This window comes from Comamonas sp. wu1-DMT (assembly GCF_040187805.1).
Taxonomy (GTDB): domain Bacteria; phylum Pseudomonadota; class Gammaproteobacteria; order Burkholderiales; family Burkholderiaceae_C; genus Comamonas; species Comamonas thiooxydans.
On the sequence record NZ_JBANEM010000007.1, the window covers coordinates 1 to 26043 of the forward strand.

Here is a 26043-nt window from a genome sequence, read left to right on the forward strand (position 1 = left end):
CATCACGCTGGGCAAGGCCGTCGACGCCGCCACCACCATCACCTTCAAGCTGGGTGGTGACATCGAATCCGACGACATCGGCACGCCCGTGGTCACCATCGGTGGCACCACGGTCACCCTGGTGAACAACGGCGACGGCACCTACAGCTTCCAGGTCCCGGCCGGCACCACCGGCGGCATCGTGGTCACCGTTCCGACCACCGACGACGCCGTCTTCGAAGGCAGCGAGAAGCTGACCCTCGAAGCCACGCTGAGCGGCAAGACCGCCAGCGGCGTGGATCTGCCCGCCGGCATCACCGACACCGGCAACGCCGCCATCGTCGACAGCCAAGGTCCGGGCGCTGACGTGCCCAAGCTGGATGTCAAGGATGCGGGCGATGTCATCGAAGGCAACGCAGCGAACTTCAACGTCAGCCTGGACAAGGCAGTTGATGCCGAAACCACGCTGACCTTCAAGCTCGGCGGCGAGATCACCGCGGCTGACCATGGTGTTCCCACTGTCAGCATCGGCGGCCAGTCCGTCACCGTCACTGCCAACGCCGACGGCACCTACAGCTTCAAGGTGCCCGCGGGCACCACCGGCGGCATCGTGGTCACGGTTCCGACCACGCCCGACGGCATTTACGAAGGCCGTGAGAGCATGACCTTGACGGCGACGCTGACCGGTGCCACCGCCAGCGGCACCGCGCTGCCCTCGGGCATCACCGATAGCGGCAACGCCGCAATCGTCGACATCAACAAGCCGCCTGTCGTTGGAGGTGGAAACACGGCCGTCTCCGAAGAAGGCCTGGCTGGTGGCATCAAAGACAGCAACGGCACATCGGATACGACCGATTCGCCCCAGGCGAACGGCCAACTGTCGATCACCGACGACAACAACACCACCTACAGCATTACGCTGGTTGCGCCCGCCAATGGCGCCCTGACGTCCCACGGCACGCCCATAGTCTGGACGCTGTCCGACAATGGACACACGCTGACGGGCCGCGCGGGCGGCACGGACGCCATCGTCATCAAGATCGACGATAACGGCGCCTACAACGTGAAGCTGCTGGCTCCGGTCGACCACCCCGACACCTCGCGTGAAGACACGCTGGGCCTGTCGGTCGGCGTCAAGGTGTCGGATGGCGTCAATCCGGCGGTGTCCACCAACATCAACATCACGATCGAGGACGACTCGCCGGTGGTGCAACCGAACGACCCCGTCTCGGTGCAAACCACCAACATCCCTGATGTCTACACGGGCAAGGTGAGCTTCGCTGGTTCCCAGACCAGCACCAACCAGATGAAGATGACCTTCGGCAATGGCGCGATCGAAGTCACGGCCAAGGGCTTCACGTCCAAGTCTGACTTGACGCTGATCGACGCCAATGTCAACCAAAGCAAGACCGGCCTGGGTGTCGCAAGCAAGGATGCGCCGTATCACAACATCGCCAACGAAATCGACTACCGCGTTGGACCGGATGGCAAGGGCGCGTCCGAAGAGCTGACCATACGCCTGACTGGTGGCAAGGTTGCCTATGGCGCCACTATCGATTTCGGCGCCATGTACGGCGGCGAGGTGGAAAGCGGCGTCGCGAAGTTCTACCGCAATGGCGTGTTGATCGCCGAACGCACCTTCACCTCCGACCAGAACGGCGGCGACTACGCAGCCAACTTCCGCGTCGAAGAAGGCGGTTTCGACACGATCGTGATCTCGGCCACGGACAACCACAAGGATTCGTCCAGCGACAACAGCGACTTCACCGTCACGGGCATTACCTTCCTGGGTAGCAATACCGTCCAGGCTATCGCCTACGGCGAAGGCACTCTGAACTACGGCTACGGGGCCGACGGCGCAGGCCGTCTGGAGCTGACGGGCGCGGAAGGCGGCCTGAAGACGCGCGACGGCGCGAACATCACGACGACGCTGAGCAACGGCAATCTGATCGAAGGCCGCGACCCGTCGGGCAATCTCATCTTCGAGATGCGCTTGACGCCAGCCACCGGCAAGTGGGAGTTCTATCAATACCAGCCGATGCAAGGCACCGCGGACGGCAAGCTCGATTTCACCTACAAGGTGACGGATGCCGACGGTGACTCCACCGCTGGCCATTTCGAAGTGGCGGGTGTGGAACCTCCTGCTCCCAGCCTCAACATCGAGGATTACAACCTCGCTGCGCCGGGCGCCATCAGCGTGTCGGAAGCTCTGGCCTCCGGCAGCGGCACGTTCACGATCACCGCGAGCGCAGGCCTGAAGTCGCTGACGCTCGATGGCCCGGACAACGCCGACGCGTCCCTGACGCTGGACCGTCTGGCCGACCTGGTGAACAATCCGGTCACGCTGACGACCAGCAAAGGCACGCTGACGCTGACTGGATACGACGCCACGACCGGCAAGGTCAGCTACACCTACCAGACCAGCGGCCAGCAGGCGCACACCGGTGACGACACCAACGTGCAGGACCACTTCCAGATTACGGTGGAAGACAAGTTCGGCGGCAAGGCAACGGGCGACCTGGGCGTGCTGATCACCGACACGGCCCCCAGCCTCAAACCGATCGCGGAAAGCTCGGCGCTGTCTTCGCACGGCACCAACATCATGCTGACGCTGGATACGTCCGGCAGCATGAATTACGCCAGCGGCGTGTACAACGGTTCGACACAATTGTCCCGCTTGGCCGTGCTGAAGTCCTCGGTCAACAGCCTGCTCGACAAGTACGGAGAGGCCGGCGACGTGCGCGTTCTGGTTCTGGAATTCAACAGCAGTGCCACGCAAAAGGGCAGCGGCTGGATGTCTCTGGCGGAAGCCAAGGCGTTCGTTAACGCCCTCGTGTCTGGTGGTGGCACCAACTACCAAGACGCGTTGAACAAGGCCATGGCCGCCTGGAACAGCTCTGCCACCGGCAAGCTTGAAGGAAACAACGTCCAGAACATCTCCTACTTCTTCACTGACGGGGAACCTGACAGCAATCGCTCGGTTGGTTCGACCCAGCAAGCGGCCTGGGAGACGTTCCTCACCGACAACCATATCAATTCCTATGGCATCGGCTTGGGCACTGGTGCGACTGGCGGCTACATTGATCCGGTCTCCTACAATCCCGACCGTCCCGGCGACAGCAACACCATCCTGGTGACGAACCTGAACGGTCTGGACGCTGCGATCGACGGCACCATCGCACCACCCATCAACGGCGACATCGCCGCGGGCGGCACGTTGGGCGCCGACCTGAGCGGCGCGCGCATCACGCAGCTGGTCATCGAAGGCAAGACCTACAACTACGATGCCGCAACCAACAAGGTGACCGCCACCTCGGGCGCCACGTATAGCTTCGACGCAGCCACGTCCGAACTGACCGTGACCACCGCGCATGGCAAGTTCACGCTGGACCTGGCGGGCGACAATCTGGGCAACTACCGCTACGTGCCGAAGACGGCCGGCACCGACACCATCCAGTTCACGGTGCAGGACGGCGACGGCGACACGGCTAGCTCCAGCATCACGGTCAACGTGACGCCGCCGGTGTACCAGACCCCGGATGCGGTGAATGACAAGATCATCACCAACATCTTGGGCACGCAGCTCACGGTTCAGTCCGGCGCACTGCTGGCCAACGACGTGCGCGGTACGGGTGCGCTGACTATGGGGCCGCTGACGGTGAACACCGGGTGGAAGGACAAGGGCGCCGACTTCACTGCGGGCTCAGTGTCCCCCCCCAGTTGACTTCGACGGGACGAACAACAACACCTCGAATAAGTTCCTCACGGTAAATCGGGGTAGTTTTGCTCAAATTGGCCAGAACCAGGCGCAACTCAAGGTGGATGGATATCTGGCCTCCGTCGGAGCAAATAACGGCAACGATCAGGACACCATCACCATCTCCCTGATGGCCGGTGAAACTCTGACGCTGAGCCACGATATGCAGGCCAACTGGGCCCGCATGGAGTACCGTGTGGCAGGCAGTTCGGATAATTACACGGTTTTGCAAAGCGGCGGCTTTATTACCGCTTCAGCGAACACCACCTATGAAATTCACCTCGTCAACATCGATGACAATGGCTCGAGTTCGGGTGGCACCGGGGCGGAAGACTATCTGCTCACGATGACGGTCGACTACTCGAACGCCTCGGCCTCGGCGAGCAATGTCGCCAACGGCTCGTACACAATCCAGACGGCGGACGGCCACAGCGACAGCGCTAATGTCTCCGTGAGCTACCAGTCGGGGAACCACCTGATAGGCACCAACGACGGCGAAATCCTGTTGGCGGGCAATGGCAACGACACGCTGAGTGGCGGCAAGGGCAATGACGTGCTGGTCGGCGGCAAGGGCGATGACACGCTGATTGGTGGTGAAGGAGATGATATTTTCCTGTGGCTCAAGGGCGATCAGGGAACCACTGCGGCTCCTGCCAAGGATGTGATCAACGACTTTGGCAAGGGCGGCTCCGACGTCAACGGCAATGATGTGCTGGACCTGCATGATCTGCTCCAAGGGGAGGAGAAGAGTTCGGATCTGTCCCAGTTCCTGAATTTCTCCAAGAGTGGTGCAGATACCGTGCTCAAGGTCTCCACCGACGGGAATCTGGGTGCTGCAGGCTCCAACTACGATCAACTGATCACGTTCAAGGGAGTGGATCTCACCGCTGGGCACCCGTTGACCACCACGGCGGATCAGAACGCCTTGATCAAGGAGCTGATCGATCAAGGCAAGCTCAAGATCGACCACAGCTGATAAGCCGCCCCCGGCGAGGTCAGGCAGAAATCTTGAAATATCAAGTCTTCTGCCTCTTCGCTCGGCGGTGATCGGCAGGTTGTTTCAAGAGCTTGCTTGATTGGTTACATTTGTGAGCATTGAATATTGACTGAGTTCTCGTCGACCTTTCAAGATTCATAGCGGTCATCACAATATTTACAGGCGTCTCAAGCAATTTATGTCTTGCACGCTTGCTCTTTTTGCAACTCGTTTGAGTACTTCGCCTAGCCTCCTGTTTCCACAGCCCGTGGAAAAAATGCAGCGTCTGTCGCGCAGAGGCATGCTTTTGTATGGCTCGGCGATTCTTGGTGCCTGGGCGCTGCAGAACGGGTTTGAAGCCGTTGCGCTGGATTTCGACGGCGAGCGGCTGCAGAGCAGCATGCAGTCCCGCTATGGCGCCGCAGGTGTCCAGAGACTGGGTCAGTGGCTGACGATGCTGCAAGCCCAGAAAGACAGGCCGCTGCAGCAGCTGCTGCCGGCCGTCAACACGTTCTGGAATCGCGCAGTGCTGCAGTCGGAGGACAGCGTCCTCTGGTCCCAGTCGGACTATTGGGCCACGCCTCTTGAAACCCTGGGCAGGGGGGCTGGAGACTGTGAGGATTACGTGATTGGCAAATATTTCTCGCTGCTGCGCCTGGGCGTGGCGGTAGAGAAACTGCGCCTGATATATGTGCGTGCCCGCCTGGGGGGCGTGGGTAGTACGCAGAGCATTGCGCATATGGTGCTGGGCTATTACGAGACACCTGCAGCCGAGCCGCTGGTGCTGGACAGTCTGCTGGACAACATCATGCCGGCAAGCCAGCGCAAGGACTTGACTCCAGTATTCAGCTTCAATGCACAGGGTGTATATGTCGCGGGTGCACAGCCTGCTTCGGTGGACAGGATCACGCGCTGGCGCGATCTGCTGGCACGCATGAAGCAGGAAGGTTTTTTGCCATGAATGCCATGTTTGGCGGTGCGGGCAGCGGAGCCATGTTGAATGGCCGACACAGATAAGGCAGCAAGATGTCGTTGTTAAAGCAACTTTTGATCAGCGTGACGGTGGCCATTGTGGCAATCTTGATCGGCACCCTGGCTTTCAGCATTGGTGCTGCGCGCCAGTATCTGGATGGGCAGTTGCAGTCCGAGAGTGAGAACGCTGCATCTTCGCTGGCCTTGTCGCTGTCGCAGCCGGCCAACCAGGATCCGGTCACGCAGGAGTTGCTGATGATGGCCTTGTTCGATGGCGGGCAGTTCAAGCTGATCCGCCTAGCGTCCCCCCAGGGCGAGACCTTGTTCGAGCGCAGACGCGACAACGGCATTACCGATAGTTCTGCCAAGCTCAAGGACGGTGCTGCTCCGCCGTGGTTTGTGGAGGTGCTGCCGCTGCGTTCGCCAAAGGCAGAGCGTGTGATCAGCGATGGCTGGAAGCAGGTTGGGCAATTGACGCTGGTTGTGGACGACAGCTATGCGAGCCAGGCACTGTGGGGCAGCAGCGTGCGCTTGACGGGGGTGGTGGTGCTGGCCGGGCTGGCCTGGGCTTTCTTTGTAGTCTTGCTGTTCAGATGGTTTCGCAAGGTCTTGCAGCAGGAAATCTCGGCGCAGGTTCAGGCGATTGGACGTCAGGCAGGAAGTGAGGCACCGGCGAAGCCCGTCAAGGCCGCGGTTGCCGAGCTGGTGCCCGTACTCAGCGCCATTGCAGACACCCGAGAGCGGGTGCAGGCTACGGCGCAGGAGCAAATGGAGCGTATCGAATCACTGGAGCTGGAGGTCAATCTTGATCCAGTTACTCAGCTGCCGAATCGCAAGTACTTTGTCAATGAGTTGCGTCGCGCGCTCAGTGAAACTGATGGCGTTGCGGCACATGGCCATGTGATGCTGTTCAGGCAGCGTGATCTGCTGGCTCTGAATGCGCAGATGTCCCGGGCCAGTGCCGATGCATGGTTGGCTGCGATGGGTGAACAGGTCAATCAGGTGTTGAAGAGTCATGCCGAGTGCAAGGCCCAACTGGCGCGCCTCAATGGCTCGGACTTTGTGGTTCTCATGCCGGCCCTGGCCGGGCCCCAGGCCATGTCGTTGGTGCAGCAGATCCGACAGGTGCTGCTGTCCATGCGTGTGACCTTGAGCAGCGGCCAATGGTGCCGCTGGAGCTTTGCCCTGACCGATTACTCGGCATCGAGTTCGGTAACAGGTGTGCTTGCGCGGCTGGACTACGGTCTGATGCGAGCCGAGAGTTCGGGCCAGGCCGAGGTGGAATATGTAGCCTACGGCGATGATGAGGTGGTTTCCGATCTGGCCGGAGAAACCTTGTGGCGTCAGATGCTGATTGCCGCCCTGGAGGCACAGGATGCGCTTTCCCTGTCCGTTCAACTACTGCAATTCAAGGGCCGAAACGGGATGCAGGAGCGCGGCGAAGCGTCGCTCTCGCTGCGCACTGCTTCCGGCGAGACCTTGATGGGGTCGCTGTTCCTGCCGGTCGCCGTGCGCCTGGGCTTGTCGGCAGAATTCGATTTGCGAGCGGTGGCCCTCGGGGCTGCATGGCTTGAGCAGAACGATTGCGAGCTGGTCATTCGAATCTCCTTGCCCTCGCTGGCCCAGCCCGACTTCCTGGGCCGGCTGCGTGAAGAGCTGAGTGCACAGAAGTGGGAGCATCGCCTGTCCCTGCTCTGTCTGGAGCTGGATGCGCATGGACTGACGGCTTATCCCGAGGAAGTGGCCGAGTTCTGTCGGGCCATGGCATTGGCCGGTGTCGGCGTGGGACTGCGCCGTCTGGATCAGCAGCCCATGGGCCTGACCAAGCTCCATACCTTGCCGCTGCGCTATGTGAAACTGGGTGGTGAATTCTCGGAGCAGGCTGCGCAAAGCCCTGGTGCCTTGCATCTGCTGCAGGCCATCGTCGAGACTGCGACCGGGCTTGGAATTCAAGTGGTGGTGACCGATGTCGTCAATACGGAGGCTGCGAAGCTGCTGCGTCAGCAAAACGCGCTGACGCTGCTTACTTGAAATGATGGATCTTCCGTGAAAAGAACAAGGGGCGCATGAAGCGCCCCTTTTTATGGGTCTTGTGCTCTTAATGAGCTTCGCTCTGATCGGCGATCTGCACACGCTTGGCATAGCGCTGCGCCAGTACGGCGCAGACCATGAGCTGGATCTGATGGAACAGCATCAGCGGCAGCACGATTGCACCCACGGAGGCGGCGGGAAAGAGCACATTGGCCATGGGAATACCACTGACCATGCTTTTCTTGGAGCCGCAGAACACGAGAGTGATCTCGTCCTCCTTGCTGAAGCCCAGGCGGCGTGCACCCCAGGTGGTGATGAGGAGCACGACGGCCAGCAAAATGCAGCACAACACGATCAAGCCCAGCAGCGAGGGCATGGGTGTCTGCTTCCACAGGCCGCTGATGACGGCCGCGCTGAAGGCGGCATAGACCACAAACAGAATGGAGCCCTGGTCCACCAGCTTGATGATGGAGGCACGACGCTGCAAAAAGCCGCCGATCACAGGGCGCATCAGATGACCGATGACAAAGGGCAGCAGCAGCGTCATGGCAATCTTGCCAATGGCATGCAGTGCATCGCCACCCTCTGCATTTTTGTGCAGTATCAGGCTCACCAGAATCGGCGTGACCAGAATGCCCAGCAGGGTAGAGGCGGACGCGCTGCACACGGCGGCGGGCACATTGCCGCGCGCCATGGAGGTGAAGGCAATCGCCGATTGCACCGTGGCGGGCAGGGTGCAGAGAAACAGCACGCCGATATACATCTCGGTGGTGACCATGGGCGAAAGCACCGGGCGCAGCGCCAGCCCCAGAACGGGGAACAGCACAAAGGTGGCGATGAAGATCCAGATATGCAGGCGCCAGTGACCTATGCCCGCCAGGATGGCCTGGCGCGAGAGCTTGGCGCCGTGCAGAAAGAACAGCAGGCTGACGATGCCGGTGGTGGTCAGTTCCACATATTTGGCGACCTGGCCCGAGGCGGGCAGAAAGCTGGCGAAGATGACGGTGGCAATCAGTGCCAGTGTGAAGTTATCGGGGACAAAGCGGGGGCGAGACATATTCTTGAACTGAAGCCATCCATGCAAAGCACCGGACCGGTGCGCGATGGCTGCGTATTGGACACGCAATCCATTTAAAAGAGAAATGGATTTATTCGATAGACCTATAATTTTTTGATATGAATATCAGTCTGCGTCAACTGCGTGCCTTTGTGGCAGTGGCCCAAAGCAGCAGTTTCAGTCGTGCTGCCGATGCCCTGGCATTGACCCAGCCTGCTGTCAGCCGCAATGTGACGGATCTGGAGCAGGCCTTGGGCTTGCTGCTGCTGCATCGCACTACGCGTGAGGTGGAGCTGACCGAGGCAGGCCGTCTGCTGCTGGGCAATCTCTCGCGCGTGCTTGAGGATCTCGATGCCTGCCTGCTCGAGGTGCAAGGCCTGGCGACTCAGCGCAAGGGCCGCGTGAAGGTGGCCAGCAGTCCCACGCTTTCCGCCAACCTGCTGCCGCAATGCATTGCGCGTGGCAGACAACAGTCACCGGGCGTCAATATCCAGCTGCTCGATCGTATTCAAAGCGATGTGCTGCTCAGCGTGCGCAGCGGGGAGGTGGATTTTGGGGTGGTGATCGACCCATCCGAGAAACAGGACCTGCATGCACAGACCATCCTGACCGAGCCTTTTTGTCTGGTCTGCCTTTCCTCGCATAGCCTGGCGCGCAAGAAAGAGGTGCACTGGGAACAGCTGGCTGGTGAATCGTTGGTGCTGCTCGATCATGCATCGGGCAGCCGACGCCTGATCGATGCCGCACTGCAGGCGCATGGCGCGGCTGCATCGGTGGTGCAGGAGGTGGGACATACGGCCACCATCTACAGCATGGTGCAGCAAGGCCTGGGTTTGAGCGTGGTGCCGCGTCTCGCCATTCCCTCGGCCTGGGCAGCTCAGACTGCTACGACTGCGGCAGCTGGCAGTGCCGCTTTGGTCAGCCGTCCCCTGGTGCCCCGGGTGCAGCGCAGCATCATGCTGGTCAAGCGGCAGCAGCGTGAGCTATCGCCCGTCGCGCACTTGGTCTGGGATCTGATTGCAGCGGAGGCTGTCGGCCTTCTGGGCGAATAGCGGCTCAGGGCCTGAGCACGATGCGTGAATCAATCACCAGCCCTTGCGGCTGCGGCGCGACATATACCGGCTGGGGCGGGGCTACATAAACCGGTTGTGGCGCATAGTAGGCGTCTGGACGGTTTCTGCACTTTCGCTTTTCCTTGTACTCGCCATTGTTCTTCCACTTGCGCTCCACTTTGCAGTGGCCGTCCCAGTACTCTTCCTTGTGCTCGCGCTTGTGGTGATGGTGATGACGATCATGTGCCTGGCTGCTCAGTGGCGTGGCAATCAGCACCACAGGCAGGCAGATGGAAACAAGAGCAAGGATTTTCTTCATTGTGGGTGGGGCAGTCCATGGCCCAAGCCATGGCCGCATCGGTTTTAAAACGCTGCGAGCATAAGCGCAATGCACCGAAGAGACTGTATCAATTCATGAGCGAGATTTGTGCTGTGGCTGTGCGCTGGACGTGCGTGAGGTGCTGGTACTTATGCAAAAGAGAGCGGCTTGTGCTTGAAATACATTAGCTTTGACATGATTTCTATCTGAAATCAAGTAAATTGAAGTGGAACAAGCTATTCAAAAGATAGCTTTTCAATGGATAACTGCTTTGATCTGGACCGTGGTAGTAGACACAGCTACTCGAATGTCATGGCTTCAGGAGACGGACATTGATTTCGCAAACCGGAGCCGGGATTGACTGAGCCTCGGAAGACCGCTTTGGGCCGGCTCGCTGGTTTCCTATCGAGGCATGTCTGCGCCCGAAGAGGCTTCGATTGCTGGATTGCATGTCTGGACCATGGCCGCTGCTTTCCGGGCAGACCTTTTCTGATGGTGTTGCCTTGGTCGATCGGCTGGCGCGTGCGGTCAAGAGATGGCTCGGCTCTGGCGCTGTCTATCGCCGGATCGATGGCGCCACAGAGGGGTGATCCCATGTCCTGCTCACTGGATGGATCACCCGTCTGCCAGCCGTTCCCATCGGCAAGCCGGGCAGGCGAACCAGAATGTCCTATGTCGATGGGTACCAGGCACAGTCTGCCAACTGCCGCCGCAGCCCTAGCAGCCCTGGGAGCTGTGCCGCATTGTTTCCTTGAGCAGGAATGATCGCTGCGGCCCCGTTGGCAGTGATTGAACCGTAGCTTCAGGTTCGGCCTCGTCTGCTGCTCTGCCCCGTGTCGTTTCACGAGATGGTGGAAAATCCGTCCGACCCTGTCCAATCTAAGCAGGGAAACTACAGGCAATGCAAAAGTGCCGCTCTTGCTAGGTTGACGATGAGAGGAGTGTTGAGGTGTGGTGTCGAAAAAAGAAGAGGGAGGCCAGCGTCACCAGTCGTGGTGGCGGGTGCAAAGTTCTGGCTGCCAAGCGCGATGCACAGCTGGCGACCAGTCTGCTGTTGGTAATCTGGGTCTCTGTACTGGTAGCCACCAGCTGGCAAATCTGGTCGGCGCATCAACGCACTCTGAGCGAGATTGATACCAACAATCGCAATCTTGCACAGACGCTGAACACCTATGCCGAGGGGGTCTTCACCCAGAGCTCCATGCTGCTGCTCGGCATGCTTGAGCGCCTGGAGGTGGAGGGCACCACGCCTGAGCATCTTGCGCGCATGCAGCAACTGGTCGGTCGCCAGGAACATCTGCTTTCCCAGCTCAATGAATTGCTTGTCATCGACGCGAGCGGTAAATGGCTTATGTCATCGAGAGGGAAATTTCTCGAGGGAAGCAACAGCGCTGACCGTCGCTTTTTTTTCATACCACCGCGATAACCCGTCGCACGAGATCTTCATCGGTGCGCCCATACGCAGTCGCTCTACGGGTGAATGGGTGCTTACCATCAGTCGGCGATTTGAGAACCAAGAGGGGGACTTTGCCGGGGTCATCGTTGTCGTGCTGGGGATAGAGAACTTTCTGCACTTGTTCGGCAAGATTGATGTCGGCGAGCAAGGGTCTATTGGATTCGCAACGACCAGCGGACAGTTGTTGGTGCGTTATCCATTTCGTGAACAGGATCTGGGGCGTGATTTCTCTCGCTCCCCTAACTTTCGGCGCTACTACTCAAACCTGAAATCCGGCACGGCGTCCTTTGAGTCCGGCATAGATGGAACGGAAAGGCTATATGCCTTCAGGAGCAATGATCGTTATCCCGTTTTCACGGTGGTGGCCCGGGGGCGGTATGAGGCACTGCAAGCCTGGCGAAGCCAGGCGCTGCTGACGGCTGGTGTGGTGCTAGGCCTGCTGGCAGTTGTCACACTGATAGGCTGGCGTCTGATCCTGCTCATCCGGCAGCGTGCGCAGGCAGAGACATCCTTGATGGCAGTGCGTGAGAAGTTGCTGGATGCCAACCTCGAACTGGAGCGGCTGGCCACCCAGGATTCGCTGACAGGGCTGGCGAACCGGCGACGCTTCGACGAGGTACTGCAACTGGAGGTCCGGCGTGCCGCGCGTGACGGGACGGTGCTCTCGCTTTTGCTCATCGATCTGGACCATTTCAAGGGCTTCAATGACCGCTATGGTCATGTCGCCGGCGACGAATGCCTGAAAGCGGTGTCGCGGCAGCTGGAGCTGTCGGCCAAGCGCTCAGGGGATCTGGCAGCACGTTACGGCGGGGAGGAGCTTGCCATCATTCTTCCTAATACCGCGCTGGAGGGGGCCATGCGCGTTGCCGAGGAGTTGCTGAAGTGCATACGAGGACTCGACATTGCCCATGAGCTCAGCCAATTCGGCCATGTCACTGTGAGCATAGGAGCGGCATGCATGCAGGGCAGGCATGGATTGGCGAGTCCGCTGGATCTGGTTGAAGCGGCCGATCAAGCCCTGTATCGGGCCAAGGCGGCTGGGCGCAATCGTGCCGAGTGCTGAACTGTCGGAGCTGATCTCTCGGATCCTTGGACGACATTCAAGCAATCTGAGGGCGCGAGCCATCATTTCAAATCCGTAGTCTTGCCAAAGGGGAACGCTGCCTGGAGGTATTTGTCGATCCATGGCCAAGAGGTCGGCGCAGGACGCAGCAAAAGCACCGAAGTCGGTTAGCGTATTCCTGCGAATATCTGGCCTGAACACTGGTGCCCGCGAACGCAGGCAGGTTGGCCTATCGCATGATTTACGACAGGGCATCATGTTGATGCTGGCTCTGATAGTTATGACCTGCATCGAGGCCAGCGCTACGTGCAGGAAGGTCGCAGATCTACAAGGAAATTCAACACTTGCAGCGAGGGGCAGGAGCTGGGATGAGGCCGGCGATAGCAACGCCACCGATGACTGGTGGCGGACTTTGTGCATGCCTGATTCCCGGCTGGTCAGGCTGGATGTGCAGGCGGTGGGAATCTCAAACAAATGGCGTGAGAGTGCCTCAGCGATCCATATCGATACGCGCTGAAGGCAGTGCGAGCATCGAAGAGCCAGAGCTGACCTCTGCGATCTGCATCTGGAGCAGGCAGAGCTTGCAATTGAGCTGCAGGCCGGGTGCTTGCGCGGCCCCGTGATCCTGCAGCTGACACAAGCATGTCAGAGCTGGTGGCCGTAGCGCACCAGATCAACCGCCGAGGCTTAGTGGCGGCGCTGCTGCGGCGCAGGGTTGCTGTTGTTGGAACGCTCGATATGACGGAAGGTCAGGCGACCCTTGTTCAGATCATAGGGAGACATCTCCAGCGTTACTTTGTCGCCTGCCAGCACGCGAATACGGTGCTTGCGCATCTTGCCGCCGGAATAGGCAATCAGCTGGTGGCCGTTGTCCAGCGTCACACGAAAGCGGGCGTCCGGCAAAACCTCGTCCACTCTGCCTTGCATTTCAATCAATTCTTCTTTGGCCAAAATATTTCCTTTCTACAAAGAGGTCAGTTCAACTGGTTGTCCAGCACCATGCTGCGCCCCTCGGCGAGGGCATATTTGCTGGCCATATCCGGGGTGTCGAACTGGCGGATAAACCTGAAAATCCGGTCATAGGTTCCGCGTCGGATGGAAACCGCTGCAGCAACCTTGCCGGAGTGAGTCATTTGGGTGAGGGCAGTCACAATGTAGTTGCCGACACGCTCTGTGATTTGTTCTGTATGCATATCGAGTCAACGGGCGGCACAAACCCAGGGCAGGGCATGCCGACCAATGAAAAATGAAGGAGTCCAGCTCTGATGAGCTGGGATCAAATAAGCCAGCCGCTTGCGGGTGGCTTAAGCTTCTTGCCATGGAGTGCTATGACTGTATGGAGTCAAGCGTGGGCAACGTGAGAACTGCCTGAGAGATACTGCGCAGGGCAAGTGCCACGCAGCAATCCGCAAATTATAAAGCATTGTTCTTTTATGCGCAAATCGTGATGAAACCGAGGAGCAGCAAAAGAAAAAGCCCCAGGCTCTTGCGAACCTGGGGCTTTTATTCTGGTGCCGGAGAGATGAATCGAACACCCGACCTTCTCATTACGAATGAGCTGCTCTACCGACTGAGCTACACCGGCGATAAGCTATAGATTATAGCGCTTTTTCATCGGCTTCGAGGTGGTAGCTGGTCACGCGTTCCACTTCGTTCTTGGAGCCGAGGACGACGCTCACTCGCTCGTGCAACTGCGTTGGCTGGATGTCCAGGATGCGCTGGCGGCCGTTGGTGGCCATGCCACCGGCCTGCTCGACAAGCCAGCTCATGGGATTGGCTTCGTACATCAGGCGCAGCTTGCCGGCCTTTTGCGGCTCGCGCTTGTCCCAGGGGTACATGAAGATGCCGCCGCGGCAGAGAATGCGGTGGACGTCGGCCACCATGGCAGCAACCCAGCGCATGTTGAAGTTCTTGCCGCGCGGGCCGTCTGCACCTGCCAGGCATTCGTCCACGTAGCGCTTCACCGGGGCGTCCCAGTGGCGCATATTGGACATGTTGATGGCGAATTCCTTGGTGTCTTCGGGGATCTTGACGTTTTCCTCGATGAGTACGAACGAACCTTGCTCGCGGTCCAGCGTGAACATGGAGACACCGTCGCCCACGGTCAGCACCAGGGTGGTCTGGGGACCGTAGATGCAGTAGCCGGCAGCCACCTGCTGGGTGCCGGGCTGCATGAAGTCGCTGTCGTGCACGCCAGGGTGGCCTTCAGGCTTCTTGAGCACGCTGAAGATGGTGCCGATGGACATGTTGATGTCGATATTGGACGAACCGTCCAGGGGGTCGAACATCAGCAGGTATTCGCCCTGAGGGTAGCGGTTGGGCACCACATAGATGCCTTCCATTTCCTCCGATGCCATCGCGGCCAGGTGGCCGCCCCATTCATTGGCTTCAATCAGGGTCTCGTTGGCGATGATGTCCAGCTTTTTCTGCACTTCGCCCTGCACGTTTTCGCTGCCGGCCGTACCCATGACGTCGCCGAGCTCACCTTTGTTCACGGCAAAGCTGATGCGCTTGCAGGCGCGGGCCACCACTTCCAGCAGCAGGCGCAACTGGCCGGGGATGAGCCCGTCAACACGTTGTTGCTCGACCAGATAGCGGGTCAGGCTGATGTTTTTCTTCATGCTTCAACTCCTTGATATTCGATGCAAATCTGAAATGGACTGAGGGCAGGGGGCCCGATCACTTGCCTGGACGCCCTGCATTGCGCTGCTCCAGTTCTGCCAGCAGCTCCTTGACGCGGGTTTGCTGCTTGCTGTCTTTCTGGTTCAGCGCGTATTGTTCATAGCGGGCCAGCCATTGGCGGGCCTGCGGTTCTTGCTTTTGCTCATGGGCAAGGACCATGAGCTGGAAATAGCTGTCGTAGACGGTGGCATGGTCTTGCGCCGCCTGCGCAATCTGCAGACGCTCCTGAAGATAGATGGCAGCTTGATTCAGATCGCCCAGCTCATAGCAATTTTGCGCAATATTGGTGAGTACACCGCGTATTTGCTGCAGCTTGCCCATGGCTTTGAGTCGTTCACGTGCGACAGGAAGCAGTCGCTCGTTGGCTTGCCTGGCCGCGCGAAACTGCCCCAGTTCATGCAGCAGATATCCTTCGTCCTCATAGACGCCGAGAATCTGCATCTGGCTCGGAAAATCCAGAGCCCGTGCAGGCCTCACGCTCTCGTCCCAGCGCATTTCGGCGGGTAGCACGGCAATCTGCTGCAGCGGGTATTGAGCCTGAAAGGCTTTGACCCACTTGAGCGCCGCTTCATGCTGCCCGGCATCTGCCAGCCAGCGGATGCTTGAGTAGCGCAGAAAAAAAATGAGCGTATGAAAGCTCCGGGTCCTGAGTGCCGGACAAAGCCGTCAGTGCCGTCTGCGCTGCTCCGGCTGCCTCTTTGGGCATGCTTCGGCGGGCGTAGACGCTGGCCTGTGTGTAGTAGAGCCGGAAGATATCGCGTGCAGCGAACCCCGGCTTTTTCAACAGCGGCTCCAGCGCCTGCAGATCGGCACTCATGGCTCGTCCGCTGAAGCTGCCGCCTTCGCTGAAGACAGTGGCATAGAGGGGCGCAAAACGGGCTTCGAATCCCGCATCAGGCTTTGCTGCCTGAGTGCTCAGCGACATGCTCGCCGCAGCGACGGCAAGGGCCTTCATGCCCCGAGCCGCGTGTCGAGCAAGCATGTTCAGACCCATCAGTCCGCCAGGGCGCGGGTGATGACCTCGCGCACGTCGTTGGACAGATCGGGCTTGGCAGCCACACGGGCGATGGCTTCGCGGGCCGCAGAGCGGTAAGGCTCAGCCAGTTTCTTCCAGCGGTCCATCACCCGGGCCAGGCGGGAGGCCACCTGGGGGTTGATGCCGTCGATCTCGATCACGCGATCGGCCCAGAACACATAGCCCGCCGCATCGGCGCGGTGGAAGGCGCCGGCATTGTTGCAGTAGCTGAAGATCAGGCTGCGTGCGCGGTTGGGGTTCTTGATCTGGAAGTCGGCATGCTTCATCAGCGCCTTGACTGCCGGAAGCACATCGCCACTGCGGTCGCTGGCTGCACCTTGCAGCGCAAACCATTTGTCCAGCACCAGTGCGTCCTGCTTGAACAGGGCGTGAAAGCGCTGAAGCGCCTGCTCGGCCAGCGGGCTGGCACTGTAGACCAGGGCGGAGAGGGCCGCCATGCGGTCCGTCATATTGCCGGCATCCTTACAGCGCTGGTAGGCCTTGCCGGGCCAGACCGTGTCGCCGGTGCGGGCCGCCTGCAGGCACAGCATGGACAGGGCGCGGCCCGCCAGCGCACGGCGGCCGGCGCTGACATGGTCGGGGCGATAGGCGCCGGTGTCGCGGTTGGCCTCCCAGATGCTCTCCCACTCGGTCTGCAGGGCGGTCGCCAGCTGCAAGATCATGGCTTCGCGCACGGCATGAACGCGCTGCGGATCGACTTCGGCCAGTTGCTCGGCGATATAGCTCTCGGACGGCAGCGTGAGCACCAGGTCCTTGAACGCCGCGTCCAGCTTGTCGTCGCGCAGCACGCGGCGCATGGCTTCGATAAAGGCTTCAGGCAGGATCTCGGCACTGGCGTCGCCGCTGGCCGCGATGGCCTTGAGGGCATAGCGCAGGCCCAGGCGCTGGCTGGCTTCCCATTGGTTGAACGGGTCGCTGTCATGAGCCAGCAGGGTCAGCAGATCGGTATCGCTGAATTCATGCTCCAGCACCACGGGTGCGCTGAAGGTGCGCAGCAGCGAGGGCACGGGGGCTTCGCTCACATTGCTGAAGACAAAGCTCTGCTCGGCTTCGGTCAATACCAGCATGCGGCTGGTGACTGGCTGGGCCGCATCTTCGCCTTGCAGTTGCAGGGCGATGGGTTGGCCGCTGGCCGTGAGCAGACCCATTTGCACGGGAATGACGAACGGCAGTTTCTCGGCCTGACCCACGGTGGGCGCGCAGCTTTGCGACAGCGTCAGCGTATAGGTCCGGGCGTCGGCATTGTATTGGCCAACCGCCTTGAGCACAGGCGTGCCGGCCTGGCTGTACCAGCGGCGGAATTGCTGCAGATGTTGAGCCAGAGCAGAGTCCGGGTTGGCATCGGCAATGGCTTGCGAGAAGTCATCGCAGGTCACGGCCTGACCGTCATGACGCTCGAAGTACAGCTTCATGCCCTTGGCAAAGCCTTCGCGGCCGACCAGGTTGTGCTGCATGCGCACGACTTCCGCGCCTTTTTCGTAGATCGTGACCGTGTAGAAGTTGTTGATCTCGATATAGCTGTCGGGGCGCACGGGGTGGGCCATGGGGCCGGCATCCTCAGGAAACTGCACGGTGCGCAGCACGCGTACATCGTCGATGCGCTTGACGGCACGGGCCGAAGCCGTGCCCGCCATGTCCATGCTGAACTCCTGATCGCGGAATACCGTCAGGCCTTCCTTGAGGCTGAGCTGGAACCAGTCGCGGCAGGTGACGCGGTCACCCGTCCAGTTATGGAAGTATTCATGACCGACGACGGATTCGATATTGGCGTAATCGGTGTCGGTGGCCGTGGCCTGACTGGCCAGAACATACTTGGTGTTGAAGATGTTCAGGCCCTTGTTCTCCATGGCGCCCATGTTGAAGTCGCTGGTGGCGACGATCATGAAGCGGTCCAGGTCCAGGCTCAGGCCAAAGCGGGCCTCGTCCCATGCAACGGAGTGCATGAGGGAGTTCATGGCGTGCTCGGTCTTTTCCAGATCGCCAGGGCGCACAAAGACCTGCAGCAGGTGGTCGCGGCCGGCACGGCTCTTGATCTTCTGCTCGCGTGCTACCAGATTGCCGGCCACCAGCGCAAACAGATAGCTGGGCTTTTTGTGCGGATCGACCCACTTGGCAAAGTGGCGGCCGTCCTCCAGATCGCCGGACTTCACCAGATTGCCGTTGGACAGCAGCACCGGATACTGGACCTTGCTGGCGCGCAGCGTGACGGTGTACATGGCCATCACGTCGGGGCGGTCCAGGAAGTAGGTGATGCGGCGGAAGCCTTCTGCCTCGCACTGCGTGAAGAACGTGTCCTCGCTCACATACAAGCCCATGAGCTTGGTGTTCTTGATGGGGGCGCAGGTGGTGAAGATTTCCAGCTCCACGGGCTCGTTGCCCTCGGGCAGATTCTCCAGCACCAGCTGGTCGCCATCCATCTTGAAGGAGGTACCACCACCGTTGACCATCACACGTGCCAGATTCAGCTCGTCGCCGTCCAGGCGCAGTGCCTGTGCCGGCACCTCGGGGTTGCGGCGCACGCGCATCTTGCTGAGCACGCGCGTCTTGGCCGGGTCCAGGTCAAAAGTCAGGTCCACCGTGTCGATCCACCAGGCCGGGGCCTCGTAGTCGGCACGATAAATCGCGGTGGCCGGGGCTTGCCCGTCACGCAGTTGCAGCATATCGATTCCTTTCTAGGATCAGAGGCCTTGCTTGAGCGAGGCTTCGATAAACACGTCCAGGTCGCCGTCCAGCACCTTCTGGGTGGCCGAGACTTCGACGTTGGTGCGCAAGTCCTTGATGCGGCTGTTGTCCAGCACATAGGAGCGGATCTGGTGACCCCAGCCCACATCGGTCTTGGTGTCCTCGAGCTTTTGCTGCTCTTCCATGCGCTTGCGCATCTCGAAGTCGTACAGCCTGGAGCGCAGGCGCTGCCATGCCACGTCACGGTTGCTATGCTGCGAGCGGCCGTCCTGGCACTGCACCACGATGCCCGTGGGGATGTGGGTCAGGCGCACGGCCGAGTCGGTCTTGTTGATGTGCTGACCGCCGGCGCCGGAAGCACGGTAGGTGTCGGTACGCACGTCGGACGGATTGATGTTGATCTCGATGGAGTCATCGATCTCGGGGTAGACGAACAGCGAGGAAAAGCTGGTGTGACGGCCGCCCGAGCTGTCGAAGGGCGATTTGCGCACCAGGCGGTGCACACCGGTTTCGGTGCGCAGCAGGCCATAGGCATACTCGCCTTCGACCTTGATGGTGGCGCTCTTGATGCCGGCCACGTCGCCCGGAGTCTCTTCTTCCACCGTGGCCTTGAAGCCCTTGCGCTCGGCATACTTCAGGTACTGGCGCAGCAGCATGCTGGCCCAGTCGCAGGCTTCGGTGCCGCCGGCACCGGCCTGGATGTCGATGAAGCAGTTGAGCGGATCGGCTTCGCCGCCGAACATGCGGCGGAACTCGAGCTCCTCGATCAGCGGCTTGAGCTTGGCGGTTTCGGCTTCGATGGTTTCAAGGCCGGCATCATCGCCTTCTTCCTTGCTCATCTCGAACAGCTCGGAATTGTCGGCCAGTTCGGTGGTGAGCTTCTCCAGGGTCAGCACGACGGAGTCGAGCGACTTCTTTTCCTTGCCCAGCTCCTGTGCCTTCTTGGGGTCGTTCCAGACGGCAGGGTCTTCCAGCGAGGCGTTTACCGTGCGCAGGCGTTCGTACTTGGCATCGTAGTCAAAGATACCTCCGGAGATCTGCCGTGCGCTCGGCCAGATCTTGGAGGGTGTTGCCGATAGAGTTGACGCGTTCTGCTTCCATGGTGAATCCGTTGTTCTTGCTGATAAATAAGGGCTGATTTTCTCATGCCGGACGGCTGTAAGGATGCAATGGCCTTCGACAGGGTTTTTGAGTGCTTCATCGGGGTGTCTTTTTGAACCCAGCTATGCCCCTGATACCACCATCGGTTTTATTCATGGATGCCGTTACTCGAAGTAACAAATTCTGAATAGAATTCGCAGGCGCGCGCAGTGTGTACGCGCTTTCAGGCAGTTTTCCCTATATCCCATCTCGCAGGTGCCAGACCTTGCAGGTCGCCCAGGCGCCCAATTCCCCCATGAACTTCTTTCGCAACCTCAAGCTGGCCAACAAGCTGCTGGTGTCTTTTGTGCTGATCCTGCTGATCAGTGCGGTATCGGGTCTGTATGGCCTGGTCCAGATGGAGCGTGTCAATGCCACGGCCACCGATCTGGCGCGCCAGTGGCTGCCGGCGGCCCGCAACCTGCAGGACATGCGTTATCAGCTTCAGCGCTATCGCTCGCAGACCATGCAGCATGTGATGGCGCAGTCGTCCGAGGAAATGGCGGTCTATGACAAGAGCATGCCCAAGCTCTGGGACGAGCTGGTCCAGAACCAGCAGTCGTATGCCAAGTACGTGAGAACCGACAAGGAGCGAGCCCTGCTGGCCGAAATCGGCGAGGAGCTCAAGGCCTATGCCGTGCAGACGGCCAAGGTGGTGGATCTGTCGCACAAGCTGCTCAACGATGAGGCCAGCGAAATCTTGCGCGGCGAGTCGCTCAAGATCAGCCGCGGCATCAATACACGTCTGGATGCTCTCAGCGAGATCAACCATCAGGCGACCGAGGAAACCAATCAGGCCGGCGATGACCTGTATGCCGCTGCCCGCTGGTGGGTGATGGCGCTGCTGCTGGGCTCCATCGTCATCGGCGTGGCGCTGGCGGTGCTGATCGCACGCTCCATCTCGCGTCCTTTGCAGTCGGCCGTTCAACTGGCCCAGTCCGTGGCTGCGGGCGATCTGAGCGCCAGCATCACCGTGCAAAGCCAGGATGAGGTGGGCCAGCTGCTGCAGGCGCTCAAGGACATGAACACCAGCCTGCAGCGCATCGTGGGTCAGGTGCGCCAGGGCACGGACTCGATTGCCTCGGCCAGCAGCCAGATTGCCAGTGGCAACCAGGATCTGTCTTCACGCACCGAAGAGCAGGCCAGCTCGCTGGAGCAGACGGCGGCCTCGATGGAAGAGCTGACCGCCACCGTGCAGCAGAACGCCGGCAATGCCCAGCAGGCCAATCAGATGGCGTCTGCAGCGTCCCAGGTAGCCGTACGCGGTGGAGCCACCGTGGCCCAGGTGGTGCAGACCATGTCGGCCATCAACGATTCCTCGCGCAAGATCGTGGACATCATCGGCGTGATCGACTCCATCGCCTTCCAGACCAATATCCTGGCGCTGAACGCGGCGGTGGAAGCGGCCCGTGCGGGTGACCAGGGCCGTGGCTTTGCCGTGGTGGCCTCCGAAGTGCGCACCCTGGCCCAGCGCTCGGCAGAGGCGGCCAAGCAGATCAAGCAGCTGATCGACGACTCCGTGAGCAAGGTGCAGGAAGGCAGCACCCAGGTCGACGAGGCCGGCAGGACCATGGACGAGATCGTGATGAGCGTGCGCCGTGTCACCGACATCATGGGTGAGATCTCGGTGGCCAGCCACCAGCAGACCTCGGGCATCGAGCAGGTCACCCAGGCTGTGACGCAGATGGATCAGATGACCCAGCAGAACGCTGCCCTGGTGGAGGAGGCCGCAGCCGCGACCGACGCGCTGCGTAGCCAGGCCGCCGCGCTGGCCGAGACGGTGAGCTTCTTCAAGCTCGGCGCCCAGTCCGGTCTGCAAGCCACGCCAGCCCTGGCGCCTGCGGCGCTCAAGTCCGCGCCTGCCAGGGCTGCGATCAAGGTTTCGGCCCCGCTCAAGGCCCCGTCGGCTGCGCTCAAGCGCCCGGCGATGTCGGCGGGGAGCAAGCCGCCGGTCCTGAGCCCCGCGAAAAGCGCAGCAGCGCCCCAGCCGCAAAAGGTAGCAACGGCAGACGATGGCGAGTGGGAGAGCTTCTAAGTCCGGTACGGGCGTGCGGTGCCGGGCCTGGTGTTGTTAGCTATTTTGCTATTGATTAAGGAGCTTCTATCGTATTTATTCATTGAATTTCAATATGTTTTTCATCTGAAATCCTTTGATATAAGGCGGTATAAGCTTCTTTGTTGATAGCGAGTAACAAGCCTGCCTTCGAAACAAAAACACCCCGCAGCCGTGGCTGACGGGGTGTTTTTGTTTCCGGGGAGCAGGAGCGGCGTGATCCGCTCTTGCCGCCTCGCATCAGCCGCCGCGCGTGATGGGCACTTCGGCGTTCTTGCCGTAGCTGCCGTATTTGCCCAGCTCCCATTTGGCGATCGCGTTGCGGTGCACCTCGTCGGGGCCGTCGGCAAAGCGCAGCGTGCGTGCTGCGGCATAGGCATAGGCCAGCGGGAAGTCGTCGCACATGCCGCCTCCACCGTGGACCTGCATGGCCCAGTCTATAACCTGGCAGGCCATGCTGGGGGCGACGACCTTGATCATGGCGATCTCGGTCCTGGCCACCTTGTTGCCGGCCACGTCCATCAGCCAGGCGGCCTTGAGCGTGAGCAGGCGCGCCATGTCGATCTTGCAGCGCGCTTCTGCAATGCGCTCCTGCGTCACGGTCTGCTGGGCCACGCTCTTGCCGAAGGCCACGCGGCTGCTGGCGCGCTTGCACATCAGCTCCAGCGCGCGCTCGGCCAGGCCGATCAGTCGCATGCAGTGGTGAATGCGGCCCGGGCCCAGGCGGCCCTGGGCGATCTCGAAGCCGCGCCCTTCGCCCAGCAAAATATTGCCGACGGGAACGCGCACGTTCTCGAAATACATCTCCATATGGCCGTGGGGCGCATCGTCATAGCCCATCACGTTCAGCGGGCGCTCGATGCGGATGCCCTTGGCATCGGCCGGGATGATGATCATGCTCTGCTGCGAATGCTTGGCCGCTTCGGGGTCGGTCTTGCCCATGGTGATGAAGACCTGGCAGCGAGGGTCGCCGGCACCCGAGATCCACCACTTGTGGCCGTTGATCACGTATTCGTCGCCCTGGCGCTCGATGCGCGTGCAGATATTGGTGGCGTCGGAGGAGGCGACTTCGGGCTCGGTCATGGCGAAGGCCGAGCGGATCTTGCCTTCCAGCAAGGGCTTGAGCCAGCGCTCCTTGAGCTCGGCACTGCCGTAGCGGGCAATGGTCTCCATATTGCCGGTGTCCGGCGCGGAGCAGTTGAAGACTTCGGAAGCCCATGGCACGCGGCCCATGATTTCGGCCAGCGGTGCGTATTCCTGGTTGGTCAGGCCCGCGCCGTGGTAGCCCGAGGCTTCGGCGCTGTCCACGGGCAGGAACAGATTCCACAGGCCCGCGGCCTGGGCCTTGGGCTTGAGCTTTTCAATGGTTTGCAGCGGCGTCCAGCGCTTGCCGGCGGCCGTGTTGGCCTGCATCTCCTCGGCATACTCCTTTTCCGCCGGGTAGATGTGTTCGTCCATGAACTTGAGCAGGCGTTGCTGCAAGTCCTTGGTTTTGGGCGAGTAGTCGAAGTCCATGAGTGCTCCTTTTATTGTGGGACGGTCAAGTTGCGTGGTGGTGGATAAAAAGTCAGGCGCGCTGAGCAAAGGACCAGGCCAGCTCGGCCATGGGGCGGGCGGTGTCGCCCGAGGCCTTGGCCTGGGCGCTGGAGGCCGTTCCGGCCTCGACGCGCTTGGCAATGCCTTGCAGGATGGCCGCGATGCGGAACATGTTGTAGGCCAGGTAGAAGTTCCAGTCGCGCTGCAGCGTGGCCACATCGGCAATGCCGGTGCGCTGGCAGTAGCGCTGGATGTAATCGTGCTCGGCAGGGATGCCCAGGCCCGCGATGTCCAGCCCCGCGATGCCGCGGCCCAGCTCGGCCGGTATATGCCAGCTCATGCAGTGGTAGCTGAAGTCGGCCAGCGGATGACCCAGCGTGGACAGTTCCCAGTCCAGCACGGCGATCGCGCGCGGCTCGGTGGGGTGGAACATCAGGTTGTCCAGACGGTAGTCGCCATGCACGATGGAGACACGTCCCTCGTCGCGCGCGCTGGCCGGCATATGGGCGGGCAGCCACTCCATCAGCTTGTCCATCTCGGGAATCGGCTGGGTGACGGAGGCCACATACTGCTTGCTCCAGCGACCGATCTGGCGCTCGAAGTAATTGCCGCTCTTGCCGTAGTCGGCCAGGCCGCGCTCGGCAAACTTCACGCTGTGCAGGGCCGCGATCACGCGGTTCATCTCGTCGTAGATCTCGGCGCGTTGCGCAGGCGTCATGCCGGGCAGGGACTGGTCCCAGAGCACGCGGCCTTCCATGAACTCCATGATGTAGAAGGCGCGGCCGATGACGGATTCATCCTCGCACAGCGCATACATATGCGGCACGGGCACATCTGTGCCGGCCAGGCCCTTCATCACGCGGTATTCGCGCTCGATCGCATGGGCCGAAGGCAGCAGCTTGGCCACGGGACCGGGCTTGGCGCGCATCACATAGCTTTTGCCGGGCGTGATCAGCTTGTAGGTGGGGTTGGACTGGCCGCCCTTGAACATCTCCACCTGCAGTGGACCTCCAAAGCCTTGGACATGACGGCTCATCCAGTCGGTCATGGCATTGGTATCAAACGCATGCTGATCGGAAACCGCGCGGGTGCCGACGAAATGCTCATAAGTGCTCATGCTGTCTCAGTCCTTTGTTCGATTTGTGATGGGCAAGGCGCAGCCCGCCACGCCGCACAAAAGTGCAGCGAGCGAATGCGTGAAAGGGGGGGAGTTGCCGCAGAACGCGCGGCGAAGATGCAAGAAAGCGTGAACGCTGAGGACGGCCAAAGATAGCTGCCCCGAAAACAGGCGCAGCCCAAGAGTGAGACATCAAGCAAGGGCCGCCCCGCAGCGAAGATGTCGTCCCCCCTTGGGGGGAAGCGGCGGGGCCGCCCCCGGCAAAGCGGCTCAGGGGGGTCAGTGATCCGTGTCTGCAATACGCAGCAGCGTCACCCGGTCGCGCACGATGAGGCCACCCGGCTCGATGCGAATGACTTCCTCGCGTTCCATGGACTTGAGTTCCTGGTTCACGCGCTGACGCGAGGCACCCAGCAGCTGCGCCAGCTCTTCCTGCGCCAGATGCAGGCCGATGCGGATCTCGTTGCTGTCCGACAGGCTCATCACGCCATAGCTGCGTGTCAGGTGCAACAGCTGCTTGGCCAGGCGCGCGCGCAGCGGCAAGGTGTTGAGGTCTTCCACCAGGCCGTAGAGCTGACGCACGCGGCGCGCATTGAGGCGCAAGATCGCTTCGGAAAACTCCACATGCTCTGCCAGAATGCGCTTGAAGTCCGCCTTGGAGACGCACAGCAACGTGGTCTCGCCATGTGCATAGGCGTCGTGCGTGCGCTTGTCGCCATCCAGAATCGCCACATCCCCGAACCAGATGCCCGGCTCCACATAGGTCAGCGTGATCTGCTTGCCCGTGATGGAGGTGGAGCTGACCCGCACCGCTCCACGTGCACAGGCAATCCACTCCTCGGGCGGTTCGCCGCGAGCGCAGATGAGCATGCCATCTTTGTATCGTTTGACGTAAGCGCATCGAAGAATGTCGTGCCGCAAAGAGGGCGAAAGGGATGAAAACCAGCGACCAGAGTTGATCGCCTCACGTTCTTCCATACTAAGAATTGGCTCGTCCATGTTCTGTCTTATGCGTGACTGGTAACCGCCCCATTGTCGCGTGTGGGACCGGCTGTGCCGCAACTGCGGGACTCAGGGTTGTCACCTGTGCGTCCGCTTTTACCGCGAACAGGGCTTGCGCCGATCAAGAAAACCC

General features: G+C 60.6%; 18 protein-coding genes, 1 tRNA gene and 1 pseudogene. 7 read left to right on the forward strand and 13 right to left on the reverse strand.

Annotated elements, in window-relative coordinates:
* The 4 genes from V8Z78_RS11545 to V8Z78_RS11560 all read left to right on the forward strand — a co-directional run.
* Positions 1-3703: DUF5801 repeats-in-toxin domain-containing protein (locus V8Z78_RS11545; RefSeq protein WP_349731399.1), on the forward strand; the 3703-nt coding region annotated here is incomplete at its 5' end.
* A gap of 94 nt (positions 3704-3797) precedes the next feature.
* Positions 3798-4712, forward strand: a complete 915-nt coding sequence (locus tag V8Z78_RS11550) for a calcium-binding protein (RefSeq protein WP_349731400.1) — start codon at positions 3798-3800, stop codon at positions 4710-4712.
* A gap of 277 nt (positions 4713-4989) precedes the next feature.
* Positions 4990-5673, forward strand: coding sequence for a transglutaminase-like cysteine peptidase (locus V8Z78_RS11555; RefSeq protein ID WP_057092622.1), 684 nt, complete (start codon positions 4990-4992; stop codon positions 5671-5673).
* 65 nt (positions 5674-5738) lie between these two features.
* Complete coding sequence (locus V8Z78_RS11560) at positions 5739-7715, forward strand: bifunctional diguanylate cyclase/phosphodiesterase (protein ID WP_034361216.1); 1977 nt, start codon at positions 5739-5741, stop codon at positions 7713-7715.
* Between the two features lie 67 nt (positions 7716-7782).
* Here the strand turns inward: V8Z78_RS11560 and V8Z78_RS11565 are convergent, their stop codons facing one another.
* Positions 7783-8772 (reverse strand): bile acid:sodium symporter family protein, encoded by a 990-nt coding sequence (locus tag V8Z78_RS11565; RefSeq protein WP_179626477.1) that lies wholly within the window; start codon positions 8770-8772, stop codon positions 7783-7785.
* Between the two features lie 119 nt (positions 8773-8891).
* Between V8Z78_RS11565 and V8Z78_RS11570 the strand changes: the two genes are divergently transcribed.
* Positions 8892-9824 carry a LysR family transcriptional regulator gene (locus tag V8Z78_RS11570; RefSeq protein ID WP_046460800.1) on the forward strand — a complete coding sequence of 311 codons (933 nt, stop codon included), beginning with the start codon at positions 8892-8894 and terminating at the stop codon, positions 9822-9824.
* 4 nt (positions 9825-9828) lie between these two features.
* Here V8Z78_RS11570 and V8Z78_RS11575 read toward each other — a convergent pair whose 3' ends face one another.
* Positions 9829-10143, reverse strand: coding sequence for a hypothetical protein (locus tag V8Z78_RS11575; RefSeq protein ID WP_003061444.1), 315 nt, complete (start codon positions 10141-10143; stop codon positions 9829-9831).
* A 949-nt stretch (positions 10144-11092) separates the two neighbouring features.
* Here V8Z78_RS11575 and V8Z78_RS11580 point away from each other — a divergent pair.
* Positions 11093-12662, forward strand: a pseudogene (locus V8Z78_RS11580) (sensor domain-containing diguanylate cyclase).
* Between the two features lie 687 nt (positions 12663-13349).
* Here V8Z78_RS11580 and infA read toward each other — a convergent pair.
* From infA to prfB, 8 genes are all read right to left on the reverse strand, one after another.
* Positions 13350-13613, reverse strand: a complete 264-nt coding sequence (gene infA, locus V8Z78_RS11585) for a translation initiation factor IF-1 (protein WP_003061434.1) — start codon at positions 13611-13613, stop codon at positions 13350-13352.
* A gap of 23 nt (positions 13614-13636) precedes the next feature.
* Positions 13637-13855 (reverse strand): hypothetical protein, encoded by a 219-nt coding sequence (locus V8Z78_RS11590; protein WP_003053604.1) that lies wholly within the window; start codon positions 13853-13855, stop codon positions 13637-13639.
* A 316-nt stretch (positions 13856-14171) separates the two neighbouring features.
* Positions 14172-14247 (reverse strand) — tRNA-Thr (locus tag V8Z78_RS11595).
* 13 nt (positions 14248-14260) lie between these two features.
* On the reverse strand, positions 14261-15283 hold the full coding sequence (locus tag V8Z78_RS11600) for a class 1 fructose-bisphosphatase (protein ID WP_003061245.1): 1023 nt from the start codon (positions 15281-15283) through the stop codon (positions 14261-14263).
* A gap of 58 nt (positions 15284-15341) precedes the next feature.
* Positions 15342-15854 (reverse strand): hypothetical protein, encoded by a 513-nt coding sequence (locus tag V8Z78_RS11605; protein ID WP_349731401.1) that lies wholly within the window; start codon positions 15852-15854, stop codon positions 15342-15344.
* A gap of 58 nt (positions 15855-15912) precedes the next feature.
* A complete protein-coding gene (locus V8Z78_RS11610) occupies positions 15913-16299 on the reverse strand; it encodes a hypothetical protein (RefSeq protein ID WP_349731402.1) in 387 nt (128 codons plus the stop codon).
* 38 nt (positions 16300-16337) lie between these two features.
* Positions 16338-19040, reverse strand: coding sequence for an aminopeptidase N (gene pepN, locus V8Z78_RS11615; RefSeq protein WP_046460806.1), 2703 nt, complete (start codon positions 19038-19040; stop codon positions 16338-16340).
* 18 nt (positions 19041-19058) lie between these two features.
* Positions 19059-20163 (reverse strand): peptide chain release factor 2 gene (gene prfB, locus V8Z78_RS11620; protein ID WP_100086375.1). Its coding sequence is split into 2 segments (ribosomal slippage): positions 19059-20081 and positions 20083-20163, totalling 1104 coding nucleotides; the frame shifts between segments, so codons are not numbered across the junction.
* Between the two features lie 295 nt (positions 20164-20458).
* Here prfB and V8Z78_RS11625 point away from each other — a divergent pair.
* A complete protein-coding gene (locus V8Z78_RS11625) occupies positions 20459-22237 on the forward strand; it encodes a methyl-accepting chemotaxis protein (RefSeq protein WP_046460807.1) in 1779 nt (592 codons plus the stop codon).
* Between the two features lie 258 nt (positions 22238-22495).
* On the opposite strand, the gene V8Z78_RS11630 is transcribed toward V8Z78_RS11625, so the two are convergent.
* From V8Z78_RS11630 to V8Z78_RS11640, 3 genes are all read right to left on the reverse strand, one after another.
* Positions 22496-23770 carry an acyl-CoA dehydrogenase family protein gene (locus V8Z78_RS11630; protein ID WP_034358531.1) on the reverse strand — a complete coding sequence of 425 codons (1275 nt, stop codon included), beginning with the start codon at positions 23768-23770 and terminating at the stop codon, positions 22496-22498.
* Between the two features lie 52 nt (positions 23771-23822).
* The gene (locus V8Z78_RS11635) at positions 23823-24908 is read right to left on the reverse strand and encodes a phosphotransferase (protein WP_349731403.1); all 1086 of its coding nucleotides are present in this window, start codon (positions 24906-24908) and stop codon (positions 23823-23825) included.
* Between the two features lie 279 nt (positions 24909-25187).
* The gene (locus tag V8Z78_RS11640) at positions 25188-25907 is read right to left on the reverse strand and encodes a Crp/Fnr family transcriptional regulator (RefSeq protein WP_034349335.1); all 720 of its coding nucleotides are present in this window, start codon (positions 25905-25907) and stop codon (positions 25188-25190) included.
* Positions 25908-26043: the final 136 nt, after the last annotated feature.

Excerpts from the sequence above, each read along its gene's own strand:
- V8Z78_RS11555 (WP_057092622.1), top strand. The coding sequence starts at position 4,990 with ATGCAGCGTCTGTCGCGCAGAGGCATGCTTTTGTATGGCTCGGCGATT.
- V8Z78_RS11565 (WP_179626477.1), bottom strand. The coding sequence starts at position 8,772 with ATGTCTCGCCCCCGCTTTGTCCCCGATAACTTCACACTGGCACTGATT.
- V8Z78_RS11570 (WP_046460800.1), top strand. The coding sequence starts at position 8,892 with ATGAATATCAGTCTGCGTCAACTGCGTGCCTTTGTGGCAGTGGCCCAA.
- V8Z78_RS11560 (WP_034361216.1), top strand. The coding sequence starts at position 5,739 with ATGTCGTTGTTAAAGCAACTTTTGATCAGCGTGACGGTGGCCATTGTG.
- pepN (WP_046460806.1), bottom strand. The coding sequence starts at position 19,040 with ATGCTGCAACTGCGTGACGGGCAAGCCCCGGCCACCGCGATTTATCGT.
- V8Z78_RS11635 (WP_349731403.1), bottom strand. The coding sequence starts at position 24,908 with ATGAGCACTTATGAGCATTTCGTCGGCACCCGCGCGGTTTCCGATCAG.
- V8Z78_RS11575 (WP_003061444.1), bottom strand. The coding sequence starts at position 10,143 with ATGAAGAAAATCCTTGCTCTTGTTTCCATCTGCCTGCCTGTGGTGCTG.
- V8Z78_RS11590 (WP_003053604.1), bottom strand. The coding sequence starts at position 13,855 with ATGCATACAGAACAAATCACAGAGCGTGTCGGCAACTACATTGTGACT.
- V8Z78_RS11610 (WP_349731402.1), bottom strand. The coding sequence starts at position 16,299 with ATGAAGGCCCTTGCCGTCGCTGCGGCGAGCATGTCGCTGAGCACTCAG.
- V8Z78_RS11625 (WP_046460807.1), top strand. The coding sequence starts at position 20,459 with ATGAACTTCTTTCGCAACCTCAAGCTGGCCAACAAGCTGCTGGTGTCT.
- V8Z78_RS11630 (WP_034358531.1), bottom strand. The coding sequence starts at position 23,770 with ATGGACTTCGACTACTCGCCCAAAACCAAGGACTTGCAGCAACGCCTG.
- V8Z78_RS11600 (WP_003061245.1), bottom strand. The coding sequence starts at position 15,283 with ATGAAGAAAAACATCAGCCTGACCCGCTATCTGGTCGAGCAACAACGT.
- V8Z78_RS11640 (WP_034349335.1), bottom strand. The coding sequence starts at position 25,907 with ATGGACGAGCCAATTCTTAGTATGGAAGAACGTGAGGCGATCAACTCT.